The sequence below is a fragment of the Prosthecobacter debontii genome (genome assembly GCF_900167535.1).
Classification (GTDB): Bacteria; Verrucomicrobiota; Verrucomicrobiia; order Verrucomicrobiales; family Verrucomicrobiaceae; genus Prosthecobacter; species Prosthecobacter debontii.
This window is the reverse complement of record NZ_FUYE01000012.1, coordinates 133398-155505: the sequence shown is the minus strand read 5'-3', so window position 1 is coordinate 155505 and position 22108 is coordinate 133398. Positions and strand designations below refer to the sequence as shown.

Here is a 22108-nt window from a genome sequence, read left to right as displayed (position 1 = left end):
TTGAAGTTTTTCTTTCAGACATCTCTCCTTAGCACAGCTAAGGGGGGCAAATCCCAGCCGCATCCCGCTCCGCTGGTGCTGCCGTTCCACTTTCCGCCAAGACCGTGAAAAATTAACATCAGGTGTTAGATTTTATGGGATGCGAACAAGCGTTAATTTTGTCTGTAGGTTAAGGATGCGTAGAAATTTTGTTGATCGTTTAATGCATGTTTCGTATTGGACGTTCGGCTTCCGCATAACCCTGTATGAATGGCCCATCCCCAGAATCGCGCGAGACGACTACCGTCAAGGATTGGCCGGACAACGATGAGGAACTTCTGGCTTTTGGTCCCAAACGTCTCGCTGAGAATTACTGGAGCCTGGGAGATGCATTTGAAGGCTTGCAGATTTTTGGCGGCACCGGGTCAGGCAAATCCTCCGGAAGCGGGCACGCTGTCGCCAGGGCAATGCTCGAAGCCAATCTGGGTGGGCTGGTGTTGACGGCCAAACCGGATGAGGTCTTGAATTGGAAAACCTATGCTAAAGAGACTGGCCGCGAACCCGACCTGCTGATTGTGGAGGAAAACTCCGCCCATCGGTTCAACTTCCTGCGCTACGAGTTGCAACGCCCTGGAGTTGGCGCAGGCCACACCGAGAATCTGGTCAATCTCTTCTGCGCGGTGATGGAATCCGCGGAAAAACGCCAGGGAGGTTCAGGTGCTCAAGATAGCTACTGGCAGCGCACTCTAAAACAACTCCTGCGCAGTGCCATTGATCTGGCGGTTCTCGCTACCAATGACGTGGATCTCCCCGGCCTCTATCGTATCATCACTTCCGCTCCTCGATCTCCCACCGAAGCAGATGATGGAAAATGGCAAAGCACCTCTGTCTGCCATACCCTCATCGAACATGCCCGTCAGCCTGCCATAGACGCAGGCAAGGAAACCGATTGGGAACTTACCCGGAACTATTGGCTGCTGGAATTTCCCGCGCTCGCTCCCGAAACCCGCTCGGTGATTGTTTCCAGCTTTACCAGTATGGCGGATTGTTTCTTGCGCGGGATGCTCCGCAAGCTCTTCTGCACCGATCTGAACTTCAGCCCGGAAGATAGTTTTAGCGGCAAGATCATCATCCTGAACCTGCCTGTGAAAGAATACAACGAGCTGGGCCAGTTTGCCCAAGTGCTCTTCAAGTTTGTCTGGCAAAGGGCCGTTGAACGGCGCATCCCGCCAGGAACCTCAAGGGAGAAAGCCGAGCAAACCATCCGCCCGGTGTTCTTATGGGCGGACGAATCCCAATTTTTTGCCAGCTCCTATGATGCTATGTTCCAGAGCACGGCGCGAAGTTCCCGCGCCTGCACGGTTTACTTGACCCAAAACCTGCCCAGCTACCATGCCGCCTTCAGTGGTCACAATGCCCGTTCCGAAGTTGACGCCTTCCTCGGAAACCTCCAGACCAAGATCTTCCATGCGAACGGTGATTCCACGACCAACAACTGGGCAGCAAACACGCTTGGAAGAACCAAACAAATACGCCTGTCAGGCGGACTTTCGGAAGCCGTGAATGGCAAAGGTCAACCGGGCAATCTCAACCAGAGCGCCAGCGGCAGCCAGGTTTTTGAATACCTTGTCCAACCGCAGGAATTCACCACCCTTCGTACAGGGGGACGGGAATCAGGCTTTCTGGTAGACTCAATCATCTTCCAGGGAGGCAGGCGATGGCTCGGCTCAAACAGCAAAAAGCCAGTCGCCCAAAACTACATCCGTCACAGCTTCAACCAGATCTACGGATGAAAGACAGGCAGGTCGAACAAACTCATGCTCAGCAGCGCATCCCACTGCTCAGCGCGATTCTGCACTGCATGTCCATGACCGTCCTTGTGTTCCTTCGAAGCAGCTTTGGATATGCGTTTCTTCGACCCAAAAGCATTTTTCTGGCTGGCTCGTGGGCATTTATTCTTTTTAGCATTTATGCCTGGAACGAGCCAGCCGTCTGGCGAACCAACAAAGGGTTATGCTTGTTTGGCTGCACCTCTGCCACCCTTTACATGTTTCATCTCATCAGCGTTTACGTGACCGAAGTACGCGACACCGCCACGCATGACAATGATTCCGGCACCCCGCACATTCTCCGCCTTCTGAGTTGGTTAAAAACGGAAACGACATCTGAGCTTCGCAACTTGGTGGTGATGGTGGTTGAACCCGCCCTCGTTCTCTCAGCGGCCCTGATACTGCGTTTGGGCGGTCAGGCAGTGAACAACCTCTCATCATGGCTGATTTACACAGCCTTTGCCATGTTCCTCAAAGAAGGGATCAACTACTGGCTGCAGATTCGTCAACGCAAACGCTACCGCGACGCAATGAACGATGCCGAAGAAGGATTTGGCTCTGGCAACACATCGCAAGCCGACCTCCCCGCTCCCATCCGCAAAGCCAAAGTTAAACGGCAACGAGTATGGTGAATGGCGCATCATTGAAAACTCTCCATCAACCGTCTGATGTCTTCCGCCCTCCAGGCAGTCGTGTTTTTGCCAAGCTTGATACCCTTAGGAAACCGTCCGCTTTTGACTCCGGCCCACCAAGTCGAACGCCCCACTGGAATCAGTTTTAAAATTAACGGCAACCTCACAAAGCCCTCACTAGGCAATGTTTCTTTCTTCCACATTTTCTTATCTCCAAGTCACGCACACTGTATGCGCTTGAAGACATCATACCACCACAACCACTGGTTGTTAAATTAAGAGCTCAGATTGGCTGTGACTGGGCATTCTCAGACCGATAAAAATCACATTAATAATCCGAATAATCCGAATAATCCCAACATCTTCCAGGCATTGTGGGACATACTGATCAGTCATTTGACATAGAATTTCAAGGCTGGTAATGCTGGATGATGCCGCTGAAAGAAATTACGAAAATTCTTCAAATTGATGAGCTGGTTAGATCCGTTGCAGTCAACCGCGACCGTCCTATTTGTCTCTTTCTCGGGGCCGGTGCATCAATATCTTCCGGTATGCCATCGGGACAGAGATGTATCTGGGAATGGAAACAGGATATATTCATTACGAACAACCCTCTCTTGAGAGAATCGGTGAGCGAGCTGTCCCTTCCTGGCACTCGACAAAGGATTCAGCAATGGCTCGATCAACGGGCTGAGTATCCACCTTTGGACGACCCGGAAGAATATTCTTTTTACGCGGCAAAGTGCTATCCTACCAGCCAGGACAGGAGAGCGTTCTTTCAGTCTTATGTCTCCAAAGCCCAACCGCACATTGGGTACCGACTCATTGCCAAACTGGCAAAAATTGGGGTCATTCAAACAATCTGGACGACCAATTTTGATGGTCTAGCTTGTAACGCAGCAGCTAAATTCGATGTGACCTGCATTGAGGTCGGCATCGATACCGCTTTCCGTGCTAACAGGCCTGCAAAAGCCGGGGAGCTAAGAGTGGTCTCACTACATGGCGACTATCGATACGATAAACTCAAAAACACCGCCTCGGAGTTGCAGGAGCAGGAAGGCCTGTTGCGCGATGAGTTTCTCCACGAATTACAGGATTACGATCTTATCGTACTTGGCTACAGCGGACGAGACGCTTCTGTCATGAGCCTCCTGGAAGAGACTTATTCAAAAGCCGGAGATTGCCGACTTTTTTGGTGCGGCTTTGGCAGTTCCATTCCTTCCGAAGTTGAGCAGTTGTTGAATAAAGCCGGAAGCGCAGGACGCGAAGCGTTTTACGTCCCCACTGAAGGCTTTGACGATGTGATCTCCAGATTTGCCCTCAGATTGATGGACAGCAGCTCCCTGAAGGAAGTCCAACAAATGATGAGCGACTTCAGCTCTGGCATCTCTGGCCCCGCGCCATTCTTGAGCCCGGAGCAGACACCAACTTCTCTGATAAAAAGTAATGCTTACCCGCTGATTATCCCGCACACTGCCCTAAAGGGCACCCTTACAATCCCACCAGGAATTAAGCCCCGGCATTGGCTGAATGACAAATGGGGGGCTAGACCCGGAACTATTGTTTCAGTTGATGGCGGCGTCTTGGCATTAGCTGATGGCCAGACGCTAATGGAAGCATTTGGTTCAGAATTAGTAAACAGTCCCGTCGCTACTGCCGTTTCTCAGGCCGATGTATTGAATGACGGCAGAATACTATCGTTATACCGACGTGCGTTAGTTACAAACTTGGCTAATAAGCTGAGGTTAAAGTCAGATATGAGCAGGAGGATCTGGGAACCGGTCAGTTATGACACCCACTTCTTTAACGGTATCAATTATAACCTACACAAAGCACTGGCGTTGAGGATAGAACCAGTGGGTGGAAAGCTATTTGTTACACTCATGCCTGAGATCATGGTGTTTACACCATCTGGGGAGCTAGCCGAGAAAGACATAACAAAAATTGTCAGATCAAAAGTATACGCCAGTCAGTACAACGCCGTCTTTGATACTGAGATCAAAAATTGGACCGCCAAGATTTGCGGCAAAGAAATTCTAGATCCATCCGGCGCTTACTTTAAAATTCCTGCATCACCATCCTGCGCAGGGCTAATCCAGGCAGGCCAAGCACCGCTTCCCCGAGAAGTCCTTCGCTTTGCTCACCAAAAGGGTTGGATCATACCAGATGCTCCACTTGTTTTTACATCTTCCAATGGCAAGTCTGAAGTCAAGGATAGCAATCCATTGAGAGGTCTTGTTCTGAACAAACCATGGGACTACAAGCTGACCTCTTCAGCACTATGCCCAGAAGTGGAAATGGGTGCAATCTGCCCTCAAAGCGATGCCCATAAGCTCCGACGGTTTCTCAATCAATTCCATGAGACATCAAAAGCCGACAGCAAAGAGTCTGACTATCTGAGAGACTTTCCTGGGTTCACATCTGCATTCGCATTGCCGCTGAAGTCGCCTGTACCAGGAGACGAGCTTTGGCTTGGGCTTGATGACAACCTGATTGGAGAGCCCATTAATGCAGCCAAAGATTTGGCACAAAGAATCTGCCGTTCGCTTGACGTTATCAGGTCGCTGAGGCCTGCCGCCGTTGTCGCCATATTTGTTCCGTTCAGATGGGAACCATACGAAAGAATAGACTCAGACGGCGAAAGATTTGATCTACACAACTTCGTCAAAGCCTATGCAGCCCGACACGGTCAGAGCACGCAATTCATCAGAGAAAAAACTACTTTAGGGAGCCAAGCTTGCCGGACCCGATGGTGGCTGTCGCTCGCTTTATACGCCAAGGCGCAACGAACACCATGGCGGCTCGATTGCCTTGATGATGAAACTGCATTCGTGGGGCTTGGATATAGTGTAGATTCAGCAGCATCACTTGGAAACCACATTCTCCTAGGCTGTAGCCATCTCTACAATGCTCGCGGTGAAGGCCTGCAATTTCGCCTCGGGAGGATTGAAAACCCAGTTTTCCGAAAGGGCAATCCATTCATGTCTTTAGATGATTCAAGAAGAATGGGAGAAACCATCCGGCAGCTGTTCTATGATGCGAAAATGAAACTCCCGTCACGCGTGGTGATACACAAGCGTACGCAATTCACGGAAGAGGAACAGCAGGGGCTATTGCAGGGGTTAGAAGGCGTTGCGAACGTGGAACTTATTGAAATCTGTGTCTCAGAGTCCATTCGATATTTGGCATCGAAAGTTAATAATGGGCAATTACAGATTGATACTTTTCCAATTCCACGCGGCGCGTTGGTTTCACTCGATAAAAACACTGCACTCCTATGGGTGCATGGAGTGACGCCAAACACCCAGAACCCGAGGTTCAAGTATTACCAAGGCAAACGAAGAATCCCAGCGCCTCTCCTTATCAGACGCTACCGAGGTCATTCTGATGTTACACAAGTCGCTACTGAAATACTTGGATTAACAAAAATGAACTGGAATTCTTTTGATTATTATTCACGTCTTCCTTCCACCATCGATTCAGCAAACTCAATAGCGCGGTACGGAGACTATCTTTCGGGAATGCCCTCGAGCTCATATGATTATCGACATCTGATATAAGATCCATATAATATCAACCGCGCAAATTACGTTGCAATATATTTACTACAACAGATTATTGTGCCATCAGATCTGATGAAGAAATAAGCTCGTACATATCTTCACAACCAATATTTTTCACCTATGCCAAACCCGCCTCCATTTCGTGTAATCAGACAGAATGAAAGCGTACCATCGATCACAGGGAGCTGGTTAGCTTACTTGAACAAAGACCGATGGGATGACTGGGGAAAATATTGCACTCAGTTTTACCTTACTCTGGTAGATCCAGCAGGCACCAAACATAGCATTGGAAACCTTAAAATTGGCCAGAGAGGATTATTGCCATCTGGAGGCGGGGCCGACCTTCAACCAGGCTATCGTAGACCCGACATACCTGAAGCTTTTCATGCTCTTGACGAGCAGTTCTTTTCCCTAGGACAAGAAAATGAATATTATGCAAATCTCAGAGAGTTGGGCCCCGATGTTCGAAAATGGGTTTTAGGCAACTTGCGAGACGTAGCATTCGATGCTGCACGTTTCGAGTGGGCCAAACATGAAGATGTTATGGGAGAATCTCTTCTCCGATCTGTATCCACAACGATGGTGGAAGGTCAATATCGCAGAATTGCTCATGGTGGGGTAAATCTTACGCCTTACCATTTTTCGTACGCCCCACCTCTAGATGTAGAAGGAACCAGCGATTCACTGAGCTTTTCGGTGATACCTGATTCAGTTCCACCGACGAATGTCCAGGTTATCATAGGCCGAAATGGAGTTGGTAAAACACGCTTATTGTCTAATATGACAAAAGCTGTTTTAGGGACTGAAGCGGAAAGAGAACAGTTTGGTGAGTTCACATGGGATCACACCGTGATGGGCCCTTCATTGTCGAGAGAAGTTGGGCGTTTTTCTAATGTTGTTTTGGTATCTTTTAGTGCCTTCGATTCATCGGATCTAGTTTCACGAGATGAATTGGATCAAAGTAGGATAAGTTATTCCTATGTGGGATTACGTCAAGACACCCAACATGGCACCACAACAAATCCGCTACAGCCATCTCCGTTAGGAGCACCTAAAACAAATGATGAACTTGCCGACGAATTTGTGCGCAGCCTGAAAGAATGCCAAGTAGGCAGTAAACTGACTCGTTGGAAAAATGCAATGAAGCATCTTGAATATGATCTCGTTGCCAATACAGCAGGAATAACAAATTTAATAGATACGAACCTTTCGTCGGAAGACACCCGCGAGAGAGTATTAAAGATATTTGACCTTTTGAGTTCAGGCCACAAGATCATTCTTTTGACTCTTACACGGTTAGTGCAAACCGTGGAAGAACAGACTCTAGTATTGATGGATGAACCTGAGTCCTACCTCCATCCGCCTTTGCTGTCCGCTTTTGTTCGGGCTCTGTCTGAACTCTTGGTGGATAGAAATGGTGTCGCTATAGTGGCCACCCACTCTCCTGTTGTGTTGCAAGAAGTGCCAAGGAGCTGTGTGTGGGTTTTAAGGCGAGTGAGGCATGAAATGCGAGCTGAGAAACCAGGCATAGAAACCTTTGGAGAAAACGTCGGCAGCCTGACACGAGAAGTTTTCGGTTTAGATGTCAAGCAGTCTGGTTACATGCAAATTCTCAAGGATATCGCATCAAAATATCCTTCATATGATCAGGCCATAGCCGGCCTCAACAATCAGTTGGGTACCGAAGCTCGAGTAATCTTACGATCCATTTATCTTGATTTGCAAGGTCAGTAATATGAAATCACTCCCTATACCAACTGACGAAACTGGAAACCAATATGCGGCTGGTGATGTTTTTGATCTTTGCATTAGTTCTATATCTGATGCAGATCTGGTACAAAGGTTAGAGGCAATCCGTCCTGATATAGTTAATGCTGCGAATTTATATAATATTGCTGGCAATGCGGCAAATTTATATGCGACACCACGCTCTGACCAAGTTGGAAATGTTACAGGAAAAGAATTGAAATCAATTTATTCTGAACGCCTTTCAAAAATTAAGCACCCAGCTCGTAGGATCTATGATAAGATTCTCGCAGCTCCCAAGTTGGGACGCTGTCCATTGTGTGACAATGGATCGGTTGGGACCCTTGATCATTACCTACCTAAGTCAGCACATACTGTACTATCGGTCACCCCAAATAACCTAGTCCCTTCTTGCTGGCCATGTCAGATGGAGAAACGGGCCGATACAGCTGCTACACAAGATCAGCAAACGCTGCATCCTTACTTTGATTCGTTCTTCGAATCTGAAACGTGGTTGTGCGCAAGAGTGATTCAAACGACCCCACCAACATTTGAATACTACATTAATCCACCTGCACATTGGCCTCCATTATATGGGCAACGATTAGAGGCTCATATGGAAGCTTTCAACCTAAAGTTTCACTATGGCAATAATGCAGCAAACGAACTCAGTGGTATTCGTCATGAACTAAAAAAGTTATATGATGGACATGGAGCGTCAGCAGTTACTGCACATTTACTCGAGGCGGCAATTAGCTGGGAGAAAGCATTTACGAATTCCTGGACAGGTGCCATGTATAGAGGTGCATCTCAAAGCCAATGGTTTTGCAACGGAAACTTTTATCTAATTTAGTCGAAATTTTTTACTTTCCGCCATAAGCTACTTCATATTCGGTACCGTCTTTGCAGTGTTATGCTATGTCTCTTAAAGGCCACAAGAATCCAAAATAACGCACATCACTATGGGATATCATAAGGGGTATCGAGTATATGGGGCGCAGCAACACACAAGGTCAAAGCCAGTTTGCAGCTGCAATGTGGAGGCCATCTCCGACTAAACGCCCTGACGCTATCGTTAATTATTACAACAGTATTCTCAGGTTACCTGAAGCTCTAGGCCGCGCCCTTTCTCCAGGCCCGCTCTAGGTAGTCGCTCCACCATTGCATCAGCTTTCTTCGTTCTTCGAGGTATTGAGCGCGGTTGTATGCAGCCCGAACTTTGTTGCGGGGCGCGTGTGCCAACTGCCTTTCAATGACATCAGGAGCGAAGCCATTCTCATTCAGGATCGTTGATGCCATCGCCCGAAAGCCATGGCCCACTAGTTGGCCCTTGTATCCCATCTCATGAATGACCTTGTTGATTGTGTTCTCGCTCATGAAAGGATTTTTCTGGCGATTTTGTGACGGGAATAGATAAAGGCTATCACCTGAAACCTTTTGCAGATCGCTGAGTATTCCAAGCGCCTGAGTTGAAAGCGGAACAACGTGCTCTTGCTTCATTTTCATGTTCTCAGGCGGGATACGCCATTCTGCTTGTTTCCAATCCACGCTAGCCCACTTTGCTTTGCGCAGCTCCCCCTGCCGAACAAACGTGTGCATCAAGAGCTTGACCGCAATTCTGTTCAGTTGAGTTGTCTGAACCGCTTCTAATCTGATCAAAAAGTCTGGAATTTGATTGGCGGATAATGTGGGATGGTTTGTGGTCAAATGTGGCTTCAACAATCCGCGCATATCACTGAGCGGGTTGAACTGAATCTTCTGATGGAGAAAGGCATGTTGGAAAACTGCTCTGCAATCCTGCAACAGCTTGTGAGTAGTCTCGGTCTTCTCATCCTTCTCCAGTCGGCGAAGTAGATCGACAACTTCAAGAGCGGTAATGTCTGCTACTGGCTTGGTTCCAATCCATGGGAAGATATGAAGTTCTAGCCTTCTCAGCAACTTCACGGCATGCCGTGGAGTCCATTTGGCAATATTGAGTTTGTGCCAGTCACGGGCGACCGCTTCGAAGGAGTTGTCTGAGTTGACTCTGGCTAAAATTTTTTGCTGCTTTTTTAAAGCGCCGGGGTCTTTACTCTCAGCAACGACCTTCTTGGCCTCCGCGCTTTTTGCTCTTGCTTCTTTTAGGCTGACCTCACCCCAAACGCCCAGAGAAAGCATCTTCTCAACTTTCTTGCCATCCTTGAACGCTCTATACTTGAATTCCCAAATCTTTGATCCGTTCGGCTTTATCCGAAGCAGCAAACCATTTCCATCGTACAATTTATAGGCTTTGCTTCGCGGCTGTGCCGCCTGAATTTCTTTTTCCGTTAATGCCATTGTCCCTCACCACTGTTGACACCCCCATCAACACCCCCAGAATGGTCCGGCTTGGGTAAGACTTGCCAAGGCAGACTGAGATGCTGTCTTTAGCTAATATAGCGGGTTTGAGGGGAAATTTCAAGTCTCGTGGGACTCGGTGAAATGGGGTAAATGGCTCCGCGAGCAGGGCTCGAAGATTCCGCCTAACAAACAGAATATAAAAGCTAATATAGCTTTGGTTTTTGCCTAGCACCCCCAAAAACACCCCCACCTGTTGAGAAGCTCTCTGGGCTTTGCGTTAGCAATTTATTCTGTTCTATTAACGTTGCTACACAAACAGCATTAATGATGTCCGTTATTTCCGGACATCGCTTGCATAAACCGTTGCCCATTCTCTGCTGTCATGAGCTCGGCGATCTCTTGATAATGAAGATCAATGTCTGAGGGTGTTCGATAGGGACGGCCTGAGAATGGGCTACCACTACCGTGAAACTGAAGTTCGATATCCTGAATATACTTCACCTGGATCTCGTTGAGATTGTAGAGATGTTGCCATTCCTGCACGGTCTTCTGGATAGATTTTGCTTGCAGACTGATATATCTGGAATGCATCCAGTAGGCGGGCACGACAAAGCCAGCCAGGATCAAGCCGACGATCAGCAACCTCTCCCGCCATGTAAATGCAAAACTCTTGGTCTCCACCTTAGGGTCGGCTCCAGATTTAAATGGACGTTTTTTCTTCATAGCCGCAGAAATTATCAGTGCCGCAGCAGTCGTAACGCGTTGAGAATAACAAGAAGCGTAGCTCCAGTGTCTGCAAGAATGGCGAGCCAAAGGCTGGTATGGCCCGTAAAGGCAAGAATTAAAAACACGGCTTTAACCGCTAATGCAAAAGTGACGTTGAATTGAATGATTCGTAATGTCCTCCGGCCCAAAATGATTGCTTGAGCAACCTTGGTTAGATCATCCTGCATAAGCGCCATATCGGCGGTTTCGATAGCAGTATCGCTACCAATAGCGCCCATTGCAATACCAACACTGGCGAGGGCCAAGGCCGGAGCATCATTAACTCCATCGCCGATCATGCCAACAAACCGGTGTTCATCCATCAGACGACGCAAATGCTCAATCTTTTGCTCCGGCATGAGGTCCCCAAGCGCCTCATCTATCCCCGCTTTTTTAGCAATAGCATCCACCGTTCTTTGATTATCACCACTGAGCATAACCACCTTTTGGATTCCGGCGTCATGAAGAAGTCGGAGAGCTTCTTTCGCCTCAGAGCGAAGAGAATCGCCAATGCCAATGATTCCCAAAATTTCACCAGGGCATGAGTTGGAGTTGTGCGGAAGATGACCGACAATTGCCACAGATTCCCCTCTGGCTTCCACTTCAGCCAATTTGGATTCAACCTCAGGTGAGCAAACCCCATATTCATGAGCTAGCTTGTGATTCCCAATAAAATAAGGATGCCCATCAATTTTAGCCGTAGCACCACGACCCGTGATCGATTTATAGTCTGATGAAGTTTGCCATTCGATCTCCTGTTTTTTAGCCGTATCCACGACGGCCTTTGCAAGCGGGTGTGTGGAATGTGCATCGATAGATGCAGCGCGTCGAAGAATCTCTTCTTCTGCAAGCCAGGTCATCGTGATGACTTCACTAACTTGAGGTTTTCCCTGAGTGATCGTGCCGGTTTTATCCACGGCCAAAGCTCGGAGTTTGCCAACAGCCTCAAGATAAGCTCCACCTTTGATTAAGACGCCGTTTCGAGCGAGAGCGGTAAGTCCAGAAACGATGGAAACAGGGGTGGCAATAACGAGGGCACATGGACAGGCAATGACTAAGAGAACAAGAGCCCGATAGGTCCACTCAGACCAGACAGCCCCCGAAAGAAGTGGGGGCAGGATGGCGACCAAGATGGCAACAACAAACACCACAGGTGTGTAAATACTGGCAAACTTATCCACGAAGCGCTGAGTTGGCGCTTTCTGAGATTCAGCTTCTTCCACCAGTTTGATGATGCGGGCCAGTTTGGAATCGCTTGCCCCCTTGGTTACCTCGACGACCAAAGAACCTTCACCATTGATAGTCCCTGCAAAAACCGGGTCACCTGCTGCTTTCTCCACGGGGATGGATTCACCCGTAATAGGAGCCTGGTTGACGCTCGAATTTCCGCTGGAGACCTTGCCGTCTAGTGGAATGCGGGCTCCGCTACGGATACTGATTTCTGAACCCACGGTCACTTCAGAAACCGGAACTTCTTCATAGTCTCCATCCGCATCACGAACTAGAGCGGTCTCAGGGGCGAGCTTGAGCAGAGAGGCGATGGCACGCCGTGCCCTGCCGACGCTCCAAGACTCCAGTAGTTCAGACAAGGCAAACAAAAAGACGACCGCCGCAGCTTCATTACCTTCACCGATAAGCCATGCCCCTGTGACGGCGACAGTCATGAGGACATTCATATCCAGGCGTCTCTTGGTAATCGCAGACCAAGCCGCAGGGATCACTAACAAGCCTCCAGAGATAGAGGAAACAGCAAAGAAGATGTCTTTCGCCTGAGGATTGTTTACCAGCATGCCCACGCCGAGAGCGAGCCCGGATATGATAACAAGGGCGTTGCGTGGCAGCGAAGTGTTGTCGTGACCGTGCTCACAAGAGCCGGATTCTTTTTCGTGATCATGATCCTGTTCGTTGTTGTTCATATTGTTAGGCTTATGTGAAACGATGCTTGCTATCGTTTCAGGGAAAAGAGTGAGAAGCCGATTCGAAGCTCCATGCACTCGAATGAAAATGTTCGGTCACTCTGAATAACGGAAGCGGGCTTTCGTCTCATGACTGTGCTGTTCATTGCAGCCGCTAAGACCTTCAAAACTTAAATTCCTGATTATGAAAAAATTGTTTTTCCTGATTGCTGTCACGACTGCTTTTACAGTCCTGACTCCAACTATGTCTCAGGCCCGAGACAATCATCACTCTGCCGCTCGCAGCGTTTCTCATTCCTGCCGATTCTGCGGTTCCGCTGTGTATCGTGAGCGTGCGATCACTGGATATGATCGTCATGGGCATCCAGTTTATGGTTACCGCACACTCAGTCACCATTGCCGTTCTGACGGTCGCCGTAGTAATAGTCGCGGACATGGATCGGGTCAGGGGGGGCACATTAGCACCCCTGGATTCCACATGGATTTTGGAGGTCGTGAGCGTCATTGAGAGGTTGTTGGAGGGTGCAGAAGAAGCGGGCTCCAGAAGAGGGGCTTTGTCTGAGAGCCCGCTGAGTACTCATGGATTATTCAGATGTTTTTTCAGGTTAGGTGAACTGTAAGTTTCACCGGCGATTTTGCCATCAATGTAGGCCCGAACACTCCAGCCGTGGTAACGCACTCCTGTCGCTTCCACGACTTTGTAACGATGACGCTTGCCACTTCCTTCCGGCACTGAATGACGGCGTGAAAAAGTGAAGGTGACCTGTTTGGTCCGAGTATCCACAACGGCACCCTGCTTCATATCAAACACCGTTTCGCCGCTATCCTGCTTTACTACTTTATCGGCATCCAGGCTGTCACCAAAGAGTGTCCATTCCAGGCGAACTGCGGAGGGCTTTTCTAGATGAAAAGCGTTAGCGGAAATCTCCAGCCAGCGCTTTTGGACTTCCGTGGGGACAGTTGTGTCTTTGGGATCGTCGTGGTCGCTTTTTGCTGCGACTTGAAGCTTCACAGTGTTATCCGCCAGTCCTGTACCCGCTGTGATACAGAGCAGGAAGACGATCTTGGCCATGAGACGCAAAGGTTTGGATGTGCAGGTAATCAAATGAATCATGGGTTTTGGGGCTGTCGGTCTTCTGAAATGCAGAGGATGCGGGTCGCGAATTCGTCACCGAAAAGCGGGTGACGAAGGTTGAGTCGGAGGCGCATACCAGCCTTGATAGCAGCAGGTGAAACCTCGGTGTTGCGATAGGTCATCGTTGCCCACCGGGGGTAGCTGAAGCGGTGCTGAGAACCGTCATCCTGAAGAAAGACGATCTGGCGAGTTGAGTGGTCCACACTCTGGACTACTCCGTTCATCGGTGTACCTGAAGGTCTCTTGGCATTCGCTACAGATGGTCCTAGAAAAAGGGTGGATACCGCTGCAATAAGGATTTTGATGCGGGCATTCATGGTAGTTAGAGTCCTTGCCAACAGCGCCGTCTAAAAGATGGACGACGCTGCTGGCAGGTGTGGGATTAGATCAGCTCTGGCTTATTCACCGTGGGCACAAGTGCAGGCATACTCCTTGTTTTTGCAGGTAGGACACTGGGCAAGGTTGAGGTTGAATTTCTCAGTGACAGCCTTGGCTCCTTCTTTGGCTCGGATCTGAACCACAGTTGGAATGTCCGAGCCTTCGGGGATGGTCTTGTCACTGACCAGCTTGTCACCGTCTTTGGTGAACGCTAGCTTGGTGGGGGCGCTGCGGTCGCCCAAGGTGACGGCAATGACCTGCTCGGCTGGTGCTACCACCTTGTTGTCGTCATCCACAAAACGGATTTCGATTTTCTTGTCGGCATTGACGAAGAATTCGACATGTGGCTCGACTTCGGTGATGAGCTTGCCGCCATTAGGACCAGCCTTGGCCTCGTTTTTGTGATCGTGCTTGTCGGCTGCATTGACTGAGAAGGCCAAAGCCAAAGTCAAGAGGGCGGTGAAGAGTTTGGATTTCATGGTATGCTTGGGTTCGTTGGTTTGTGTTAGTGTGTTTTGCCGTTGCGAAGGCGAAGCCTAACCACAACGGAAATTGGGTTAATGGGATGCGGCGGCATCTTGTTCGATTGCCTGCCGCGCGGCCTTGCGCCCCAGGAGCCAGAACATGGCTGGGGTGACGGCCATATCGAGAAAGGTGGAAGAGACGAGGCCGCCTACTATGACGACCGCCACCGGATGCAGGATCTCTTTGCCAGGCTCATCAGCTGCCAGAACGAGAGGAATCAGGCCGATTCCAGCCGCGAGGGCCGTCATAAGGACGGGAACAAGACGCTCTAAGGTTCCACGCTCAATCATCTGGCGTGTGAACCCTTCACCCTCATGCCTCATGAGATGCAGATAATGGCTGATCATCATGATGCCGTTTCTGGCAGCCACGCCACCGACGGCAATGAAGCCAACCAATGTGGCGATGCTGATGTTATTCAGCTTGAGATAGGTAAAGGCAAGCCCCCCCATCAAGGCAAGCGGGATGTTTACCAAAACCTGAAGCGCAAGCGATGCGCTACGGAAGTAGCCGTAAAGCATCAAGAACACGGCTAGGAACACCACCGCAGAGAACAAAGCGATTCGTTGAGTCGCCTCTTTCTGCGCCTGAAACTCCCCTTCAAAGGTGATGAAGTATCCCTCAGGTAGCTTGACCTTCTCCGTCACTTCCTTCCGAAGGCGTTCTACCAGGTTGGTTACGTCCGGCACGGTAGGTTTAATGGCCAGGGCAAAGCGGCGCTGACTGGCTTCCCTGAAGATGACGTTAGGCCCTTTAGCCTCTCTTACGTCCGCAATCTGGTCCAATGGTATACGCTGTCCTTCTTCCGTCTCAATGGGCAGGGTGGCTATCTTGTCAGGAGAGTCGCGCCATTCCAAAGGCAGGCGGAGCACCAAGTTCACCGCACGTTGCCCTTCACGCAGCTCCGCGAGCTCTTTTCCGCCAATGAGTGCGGAAAGCATTTCATTAAGCCTGCCAGGGGCAATACCATAAGCCTTGGCACGGTCCCGGTCTGCTTCAATGCGGAGCTGGGGAATACTGGAAGTCTGGTCCAATTTGGTGTCCTCGAAGCCTGGGATGGCTTTGGAAATTTTTTGGATCTCAACTCCGATCTCCCGCAGCTTTTCAAGGTCTGGTCCGAATACTTTAACTGCGACTGGCGCTGCCACGCCGCTCATCATGTGACCGATGCGGTCTGAGAGAGGGCCGCTGATAACAGCAAACACCCCCGGAACGCTTTTGATTTTTGCATTGAGGTCTGCCAGGACTTCTTTGCGAGTTCGACTTTCGCCCGCATTGCCGTTCGCCTCTTCTTCTGGATTACGAAAATCCACATCAAACTCAGCCGTGCTTACCGGAACGACGTGGTCCCCTCTCTCTGCACGTCCCAGACGACGCCCTACCTTGCGCACTTCGGGCACGCTGAGAATCTGCTGCTCAAGGACATCAGAGATCTTGTTCATCTCCTCCAGAGAGGTGCCAGGAGCGGCAGTTGCGGCGACCAGAGCAGTTTCCTCCTGGAACTTCGGCAGGAAGTCTTTGTTCATTAGGGGATACAGGGAGAACGACGCCACCAGCAAGGCAGCAGCTACTGCCAGCACCAGCGCAGGCTGGCTGAGAGCAAGGCGGAGCAAAGTCTTTCTCAAGAGACCCTTCATCAGACGGGTGATCAGACCGTCATTGTGTTCATGGCCTTCCTTGGGCCTCAACAGCAGGGAGCACAGCACCGGAATTGCCGTCAGAGACACGACAAAGGAAGCGATCATGGAAATGATCGTAGCAATGGCAATAGGTGCAAACAGCTTGCCTTCCACCCCGCTCAAACCAAGCAATGGCATGAATACCAGAATGATCAGGACTGTGGCATAAAGGATCGAGTTTCGAACTTCACCAGAGGCCTGAGCGATAACCTGAAGTCGCGGTTTGGGCTGCTCAGTCTCCGCATTCTCACGCAGCCTTCGGAAGACGTTCTCCACATCGACAATCGCATCGTCAACGACCATCCCGATGGCCACAGCCAGACCACCAAGAGTCATGCTGTTCACACTGATTCCTAGCCACAGGAATACCAGCATGGTAATCCCGAAGGACAATGGCATCGCCATCAATGTGATAAAGGTGGTACGGAAGTTCAGGAGGAAAAGGAACAGCACCACAGTCACCATCACTGCGCCCTCAATGATGGCATTGTTGAGATTGCCAATGGCATTATCAATGAAGTCTTTCTGCTGGAAAAGAAGTGTCGTTTCCACACCTGGAGGGAAAGTAGATTTCAACTCAGTCAGCGCAGTCTTGATTTCTTCTGTGAGTTTGCGCGTATCAAAGCCGGGGGCCTTGGTCACACTCATGATCACTCCATAAGTTGGAGATTTTTCTGGAGACTGGCTCACGGTGGCATCACCACGCATGGGTTCTACACCCCATTCGACTTTGGCGACGTCACTAATAGCGATTGGTCTGTCATTCACCTTCTTGATAATCGTCTTCGCGATGTCATTCAGCTCAACCGTCATGGCCAAATTGCGAACCATGATTTCGGTTGGACCGCTGTTGATGAAGCCTCCTGTCGTGGTGTTAGCTGCTTCCGTGACGGCTTTCTCTAGTTCGTCATAGGTCACCTCGTTGGCCAGCATCTTGAAGGGATCGGGTTGGATCTCGATCTGTTTAACACCTCCGCCCATGTTCAGGATCTCGGCGATGCCGGACACGCTCTGTAATCGTCTTTTGACAGTCCAGTCTGCAAGGGATCTGACTTCACGCGGTGGGATGTATCCCTCCTCTCCCTCTTTGATCGTACTACGGACACCGACCAGAAGAATCTCTCCCATCAGTGACGCTACAGGCGTCATGAAAGGTTCTGCGCCTTCAGGCAGACTGCCTCGCGCCCCTTGCAGTCGTTCCTGCACCAGCATACGCGCTCTGTAGATGTCTGTGTCCCATCCGAACTCGGCATAGACCAGAGAAAGAGACACGTCAGAGTTAGAGCGTAGGCGAGTCAAACCTGCCACACCCATCAGAGCGCTTTCGATCGGCTGTGTCACACGCATTTCCACTTCTTCAGGTGCGAGCCCTGGAGACTCTGTTAAGACGATGACTGTAGGCTTGGTAAGGTCTGGAAGCACTTCCACTGGCAGTTCAGTGGCGGTCTTCAGACCCATAATCATCAGGATGAGCGAGGCACCGATGATGAAGGCGCGGTTATGCAGCGCCCATTGGATCATTTTATTGAGCATGGCTTACGCAACCTCCTTGTCGTGGGATTTTGTAGGAACGGACTCGTCTTCCACCGGACCGCGTTTTTTGGTAAGGAGTGAAATCAGCAGCAGCACAAAAAGAACTCCGCTCACGTACATCCAGATTGGGCTTCCACCTTTGCCACTTCCAACTGATCCACTAGCCGCTCCATTTTTAGCAGCGACCATCTCGGCCTTTTTTTCAGGAGTCAATTCACCCCCGTCTGCCGCATGCTCATGTCCATGGGCAGCATCCAACGCCTCTTTCAGGGAAACGGAGCTGGCTCCGGCAAATGAGAGCGAGTAGGCTCCACGCGTAACTACCTCGTCCGCAGGAAGAAGCCCCGTCAGAATTTCAACAAAACGGTCATTGATTTCACCCACGGTGACCGGGGTTTTGACAAAGGCATTGGCCAAGTCGAAGTCCTTCACATAGACAAATCGATTGCCGCCCTCGCCCTGAAGGGCCGCTCTGGGAACTGCAACAATGCCTTCGCGCTTGCTCATCACGATGCTGAACTGAGCCCGCATATCCGCACGCAGTTTACCGCCTGTATTAGGAAGGCGAAAGATGGCGTCCAGAGTTCCGCTTTGCTTGTCAGCGCTGGTGCCGAAACGCAGCAACTCTCCATCAAACTTTTCATCAGGCAATGCGGCTACTTTGATGTGGGCAATGGTTCCAGGTTTCATTAATCCGGCCTGATGTTCGGGAACCCGAGCGACCGCATAGACTTCACTGAGGTCGGTGATTTCCAGCACAGGTCGGTCAGGTTCAATCGGATCTCCAAGGCGTAGCTCCACCCGCGTTACAAGACCGCTCAGTGGTGCGGTCAGAGGTATGACTGGTGGAGGATCTCCTGGTTGACGGCTTTCCACGCTGACCACCACATCACCCTTTTGCACCACATCGCCAGGAGCCACTTTCAGCTCGACGATACGTCCAGAGATTCGGCTGCTTACCGCACCGACATTGTTGGGAATGGCTTGAATCCGACCCAGGGAAAAGATGGTGGATTCGAAATCAGTTTCTTCAACCTCGGTGGTTTCAATCCGAAGGTTCTTCACTCCATTTTCATCCAGCACAATGGTACTGGATGATCTTTTGTTATCCTCCGCAGCGTTACTCAGGCTGGCAAAGGTTAAAGTGGATATAAACAAGGGAACTAAATGACGATTCATGACAAGCGTTGAAGTTTACTGCGGGGATTTGGCGGACCGAGTTACGGTGGGGACTGAGACAGGCGCAGGCGCGTACTTGCCTGTGGCCGCTTCATAACGGATGCGTGCCAGATGGAAGTCTCGGGCTGCGTCCAGAACAGCAGCTTCAAGTTGCAGCCGCTGATCGCGGGCTCGCAGAACGGCCAGAAGATCCGCCTGCCCAGATTCGTAAGCTTTCTGCATGGCTTCCATTTGTTCGTTGGCCAACGGCAGCAACTTCTCACGAGTCTCGCGAACGATGGAGGCGTTTGTTTCCATTTCCCGCCGAGCGGTTCCTGCCTCTCCGTTGATCTGAACAGCCAGCGCTTCACTCTCCAGACGTGCGCGCTCAGCGGACGCCGCTTTTTCAGCAATTTCACCCTGATTCCTATTCCATAGAGGAAGTGGTATGGAGATGCGGAAGCCGATGAAGCCTGTGCGTTCGCGCTGACTAGGAGTGACATCCTGCATCTCCCGGCCCGCGAAAATTCCAGCACTAATGTCTTCAAAGCGCTTGGCCCTGGCTAGGTCTTGGTCCGTTCTGGCTGCCTGGATTTTTGTCTGAGCCAATTGGTAGTCAGGCCGCTGTGCCCAAGATGAAGCACCAGGAACTGACATGTCTGGGAGATTGCCAGACACTGTCAGTGAATCCTCGGCCCGAAGTCCCAGCATGGGCTTGAGCTGGCCTAGCAGGCTCACGCTTTGCGCTTCGAGTAGCCTAGCTTCCACCCGCAGACGCTGGGCGTCCAGATCCACCTGCTTGGCATCCAGAGGGGACACCTCTCCTGCCTTGGCCCTGCCTTCGGCGAATTGTGCCAGATTTGAGGCAAGGTCGGTCTGCCGCTGTCTCAGTTCCCGTTGCTGGGCTAAAGTCAGCAGCTGCACGACCTGCTGCTGAGCTTCGGCGATCAGCTTTCGTTCTGCATCTCTGATCTCCAATTCGGCAGCACCAATAAGTTGAGTGGTGAGCTTTTTCTCCAAGCTCAAACGCCGAGTGATCGGGAAGGCTTGATCAATTGAGAAGACATTAGACTGGGGACTAACGTTACTTTGGTTCTGGAATTCATAACCAAAAGTAGGGTTTGACAGCCGTCCTGCTCCAAGGCGACGGCCCCGGGCCTCGTCTATGGTAAGACGGGCTGCCTTAAGAGCAGGATGGTTATTGCGAACACGGTTGGCAATGTCTCTCAAGGTGATATTGAGAGCTGACGCCTGAGTTAGGGAGAGGCTGAAAACAGCAGCAAAAATGAGTGTGAAACGGAACATGAAATGAATGGGTTGAGGTTGCAGGCGTGGACATGCCAAACCTGTGTGCAAAGCAGAGATGCGCGTCTAAATCGCCATTCGTGGGCGAATGCGCATCAGAGCATCCTCAAACCAAAATAACTATGCAACTCGCTACCTCTACGGCAGCGCTAGGCAAATACGGTCGTTCATCCTCGAACGACAGTCCGCTTATCCGTTGTTCTTCGACCAACACGACCGAAAGAGCTCGGTCAAAGCTGAAGAAGTCATCCATCAGCACTGCGACGAAAGCGGGTACTGTCACCGAGACCAATGTCGCGGGAGTCACTTGAAGGTCCACCTGCAATGGCTGGTGGGTCTTCTTCTCACCTTTCGATTCACAGGCGACAGAGTCGCTTTCCTCACAAGGAACAGCCTCAGAACCTTCGTCAGAAGATGCCTTATGGCAGTGATCCACCACTGTCTCAAGGGCTACCTTCCCGTGGTCACAGAGATAGCCTCGCTGCGTCCCGAACACCTGAGCGCACGCGACTGCCAAAAAGGCAAGCGTGAGAAGGGTGCTACGCGCAAAGGACTGCATGTGTGCTACTGATTCCTAATGAAGGGAATTGTTCAAACAAATTTTTCAGCAATTTGAATGAGGTGGATCTATCACCAAAATACCATAGCCATCGGACATGTCTTTGGGCCGGTGAAACGTGACTGCATAAGATGTCTCCTCCAGGCCAGAGGACGACCATTCATTTGACCGTAGCATGCGCACGGCAATGTTTCTTTGATGTTGCGGTCCTGCAGTCATGCCAAGGCAGGCATGCCAGCATGAGGCGTTGTTCTTGATAGATTAACAGGCTGGTGAGCTGGGCAAATGTGGTGATGAAAGCAAAGGAATGTAAAAGTTCTTATACCAACAAGGGTTACGAACATGCGGTAACAGATGCAAGATCACTTCATGCATGACCGGGCTGATCGATTTGATGTGCATCGGATATTACTATTCAGTTCGCCCGTCGCCTTTTCTGCGACATGGCGACTTTCGCTGGCTTTCGGATAGCGAGGAGTGTGACCTCCATCCGGCCCAAAAGATGCTTCGCATCATTTCACTGTAGATGTTGCGTGAGAAAAGATTTCAAAACATATTGCTTTGTTGTCTTTTGATCCCCATCTCCCGCTATGGACTGGAAATTTGAATTATTGCTGGCTTTCCGGGCCATTATGGCGGCAGTTTTAGGCGGTTTTGTCGGATGGGAGCGGGAACGTCATGGCCGCGAGGCAGGCATACGTACCTATGCTGCCGTTTCATTGGGCGCATGCATCTTTGGACTCATCTCTTCTCATGCCAGTACAACCGGAGACCCTGGCCGCATCGCTGCACAGGTCGTCACAGGCGTGGGATTTCTCGGCGCTGGGGTCATTTTGCGTGATCAAGGGCGCATCCATGGCCTTACTACCGCTGCCACATTATGGGCCACGGCTTCGGTAGGCCTAGCCATTTCCTATGGCATGTACACCCTTGGGACTTTGGGAGCCTTGATCATTTTCAGCCTTCTGGCGGCGCATCATCTACCCGCATGGACCCGTTTCAAAAATCGCCATGGCGATTGCTCTGCTCAGAGGAAAGACGAACAAGATTCATAGCAAAGACCGTCCCGACACTAAAGCAGAAGAGT

The 22108-nt window shown here is 50.5% G+C and carries 16 protein-coding genes; 6 read left to right on the top strand and 10 right to left on the bottom strand.

Features of this window, described 5'->3' with window-relative positions:
* Positions 1 to 245: 245 nt before the first annotated feature.
* The gene (locus B5D61_RS17225; RefSeq protein WP_078814672.1) at positions 246 to 1772 is read left to right on the top strand and encodes a type IV secretory system conjugative DNA transfer family protein; all 1527 of its coding nucleotides are present in this window, start codon (positions 246 to 248) and stop codon (positions 1770 to 1772) included.
* A 68-nt stretch (positions 1773 to 1840) separates the two neighbouring features.
* Entirely contained in the window at positions 1841 to 2440 is a 600-nt protein-coding gene (locus B5D61_RS17220) for a hypothetical protein (RefSeq protein ID WP_176159494.1), read from the top strand.
* 8 nt (positions 2441 to 2448) lie between these two features.
* Here B5D61_RS17220 and B5D61_RS27095 read toward each other — a convergent pair whose 3' ends face one another.
* Positions 2449 to 2643 (bottom strand): AlpA family phage regulatory protein, encoded by a 195-nt coding sequence (locus tag B5D61_RS27095; protein ID WP_078814670.1) that lies wholly within the window; start codon positions 2641 to 2643, stop codon positions 2449 to 2451.
* 225 nt (positions 2644 to 2868) lie between these two features.
* On the opposite strand from B5D61_RS27095, the gene B5D61_RS17210 reads away from it, so the two are divergent.
* The 3 genes from B5D61_RS17210 (at position 2869) to B5D61_RS25825 (ending at position 8602) form a co-directional block, all read left to right on the top strand.
* Complete coding sequence (locus B5D61_RS17210; protein ID WP_078814669.1) at positions 2869 to 6000, top strand: SIR2 family protein; 3132 nt, start codon at positions 2869 to 2871, stop codon at positions 5998 to 6000.
* A 123-nt stretch (positions 6001 to 6123) separates the two neighbouring features.
* On the top strand, positions 6124 to 7737 hold the full coding sequence (locus B5D61_RS17205) for an ATP-binding protein (RefSeq protein ID WP_078814668.1): 1614 nt from the start codon (positions 6124 to 6126) through the stop codon (positions 7735 to 7737).
* A gap of 1 nt (position 7738) precedes the next feature.
* Positions 7739 to 8602, top strand: coding sequence for a hypothetical protein (locus tag B5D61_RS25825; protein ID WP_139373321.1), 864 nt, complete (start codon positions 7739 to 7741; stop codon positions 8600 to 8602).
* 260 nt (positions 8603 to 8862) lie between these two features.
* Here B5D61_RS25825 and B5D61_RS17200 read toward each other — a convergent pair whose 3' ends face one another.
* The 9 genes from B5D61_RS17200 to B5D61_RS17155 form a co-directional block, all read right to left on the bottom strand.
* Complete coding sequence (locus tag B5D61_RS17200; RefSeq protein ID WP_078814667.1) at positions 8863 to 10065, bottom strand: tyrosine-type recombinase/integrase; 1203 nt, start codon at positions 10063 to 10065, stop codon at positions 8863 to 8865.
* A 324-nt stretch (positions 10066 to 10389) separates the two neighbouring features.
* A complete protein-coding gene (locus B5D61_RS17195; RefSeq protein WP_078814666.1) occupies positions 10390 to 10791 on the bottom strand; it encodes a hypothetical protein in 402 nt (133 codons plus the stop codon).
* A gap of 14 nt (positions 10792 to 10805) precedes the next feature.
* Positions 10806 to 12749 (bottom strand): heavy metal translocating P-type ATPase, encoded by a 1944-nt coding sequence (locus tag B5D61_RS17190; RefSeq protein ID WP_078814665.1) that lies wholly within the window; start codon positions 12747 to 12749, stop codon positions 10806 to 10808.
* A gap of 577 nt (positions 12750 to 13326) precedes the next feature.
* The gene (locus B5D61_RS17180; RefSeq protein ID WP_078814663.1) at positions 13327 to 13863 is read right to left on the bottom strand and encodes a hypothetical protein; all 537 of its coding nucleotides are present in this window, start codon (positions 13861 to 13863) and stop codon (positions 13327 to 13329) included.
* Positions 13860 to 14201 carry a hypothetical protein gene (locus B5D61_RS17175; protein ID WP_139373320.1) on the bottom strand — a complete coding sequence of 114 codons (342 nt, stop codon included), beginning with the start codon at positions 14199 to 14201 and terminating at the stop codon, positions 13860 to 13862. Before B5D61_RS17175 ends, B5D61_RS17180 begins: the two co-directional genes overlap by 4 nt.
* 81 nt (positions 14202 to 14282) lie before the next feature.
* Entirely contained in the window at positions 14283 to 14741 is a 459-nt protein-coding gene (locus B5D61_RS17170; protein ID WP_078814661.1) for a hypothetical protein, read from the bottom strand.
* A 78-nt stretch (positions 14742 to 14819) separates the two neighbouring features.
* Positions 14820 to 17987, bottom strand: coding sequence for an efflux RND transporter permease subunit (locus B5D61_RS17165; protein ID WP_245846556.1), 3168 nt, complete (start codon positions 17985 to 17987; stop codon positions 14820 to 14822).
* Positions 17988 to 18002: 15 nt separating this feature from the next.
* Positions 18003 to 19178 carry an efflux RND transporter periplasmic adaptor subunit gene (locus B5D61_RS17160; protein ID WP_078814659.1) on the bottom strand — a complete coding sequence of 392 codons (1176 nt, stop codon included), beginning with the start codon at positions 19176 to 19178 and terminating at the stop codon, positions 18003 to 18005.
* A 15-nt stretch (positions 19179 to 19193) separates the two neighbouring features.
* Positions 19194 to 20462 (bottom strand): TolC family protein, encoded by a 1269-nt coding sequence (locus tag B5D61_RS17155; protein ID WP_078814658.1) that lies wholly within the window; start codon positions 20460 to 20462, stop codon positions 19194 to 19196.
* Between the two features lie 1149 nt (positions 20463 to 21611).
* Between B5D61_RS17155 and B5D61_RS17145 the strand changes: the two genes are divergently transcribed.
* Positions 21612 to 22076, top strand: coding sequence for an MgtC/SapB family protein (locus tag B5D61_RS17145; RefSeq protein ID WP_078814656.1), 465 nt, complete (start codon positions 21612 to 21614; stop codon positions 22074 to 22076).
* The last annotated feature ends 32 nt before the right edge of the window (positions 22077 to 22108 follow it).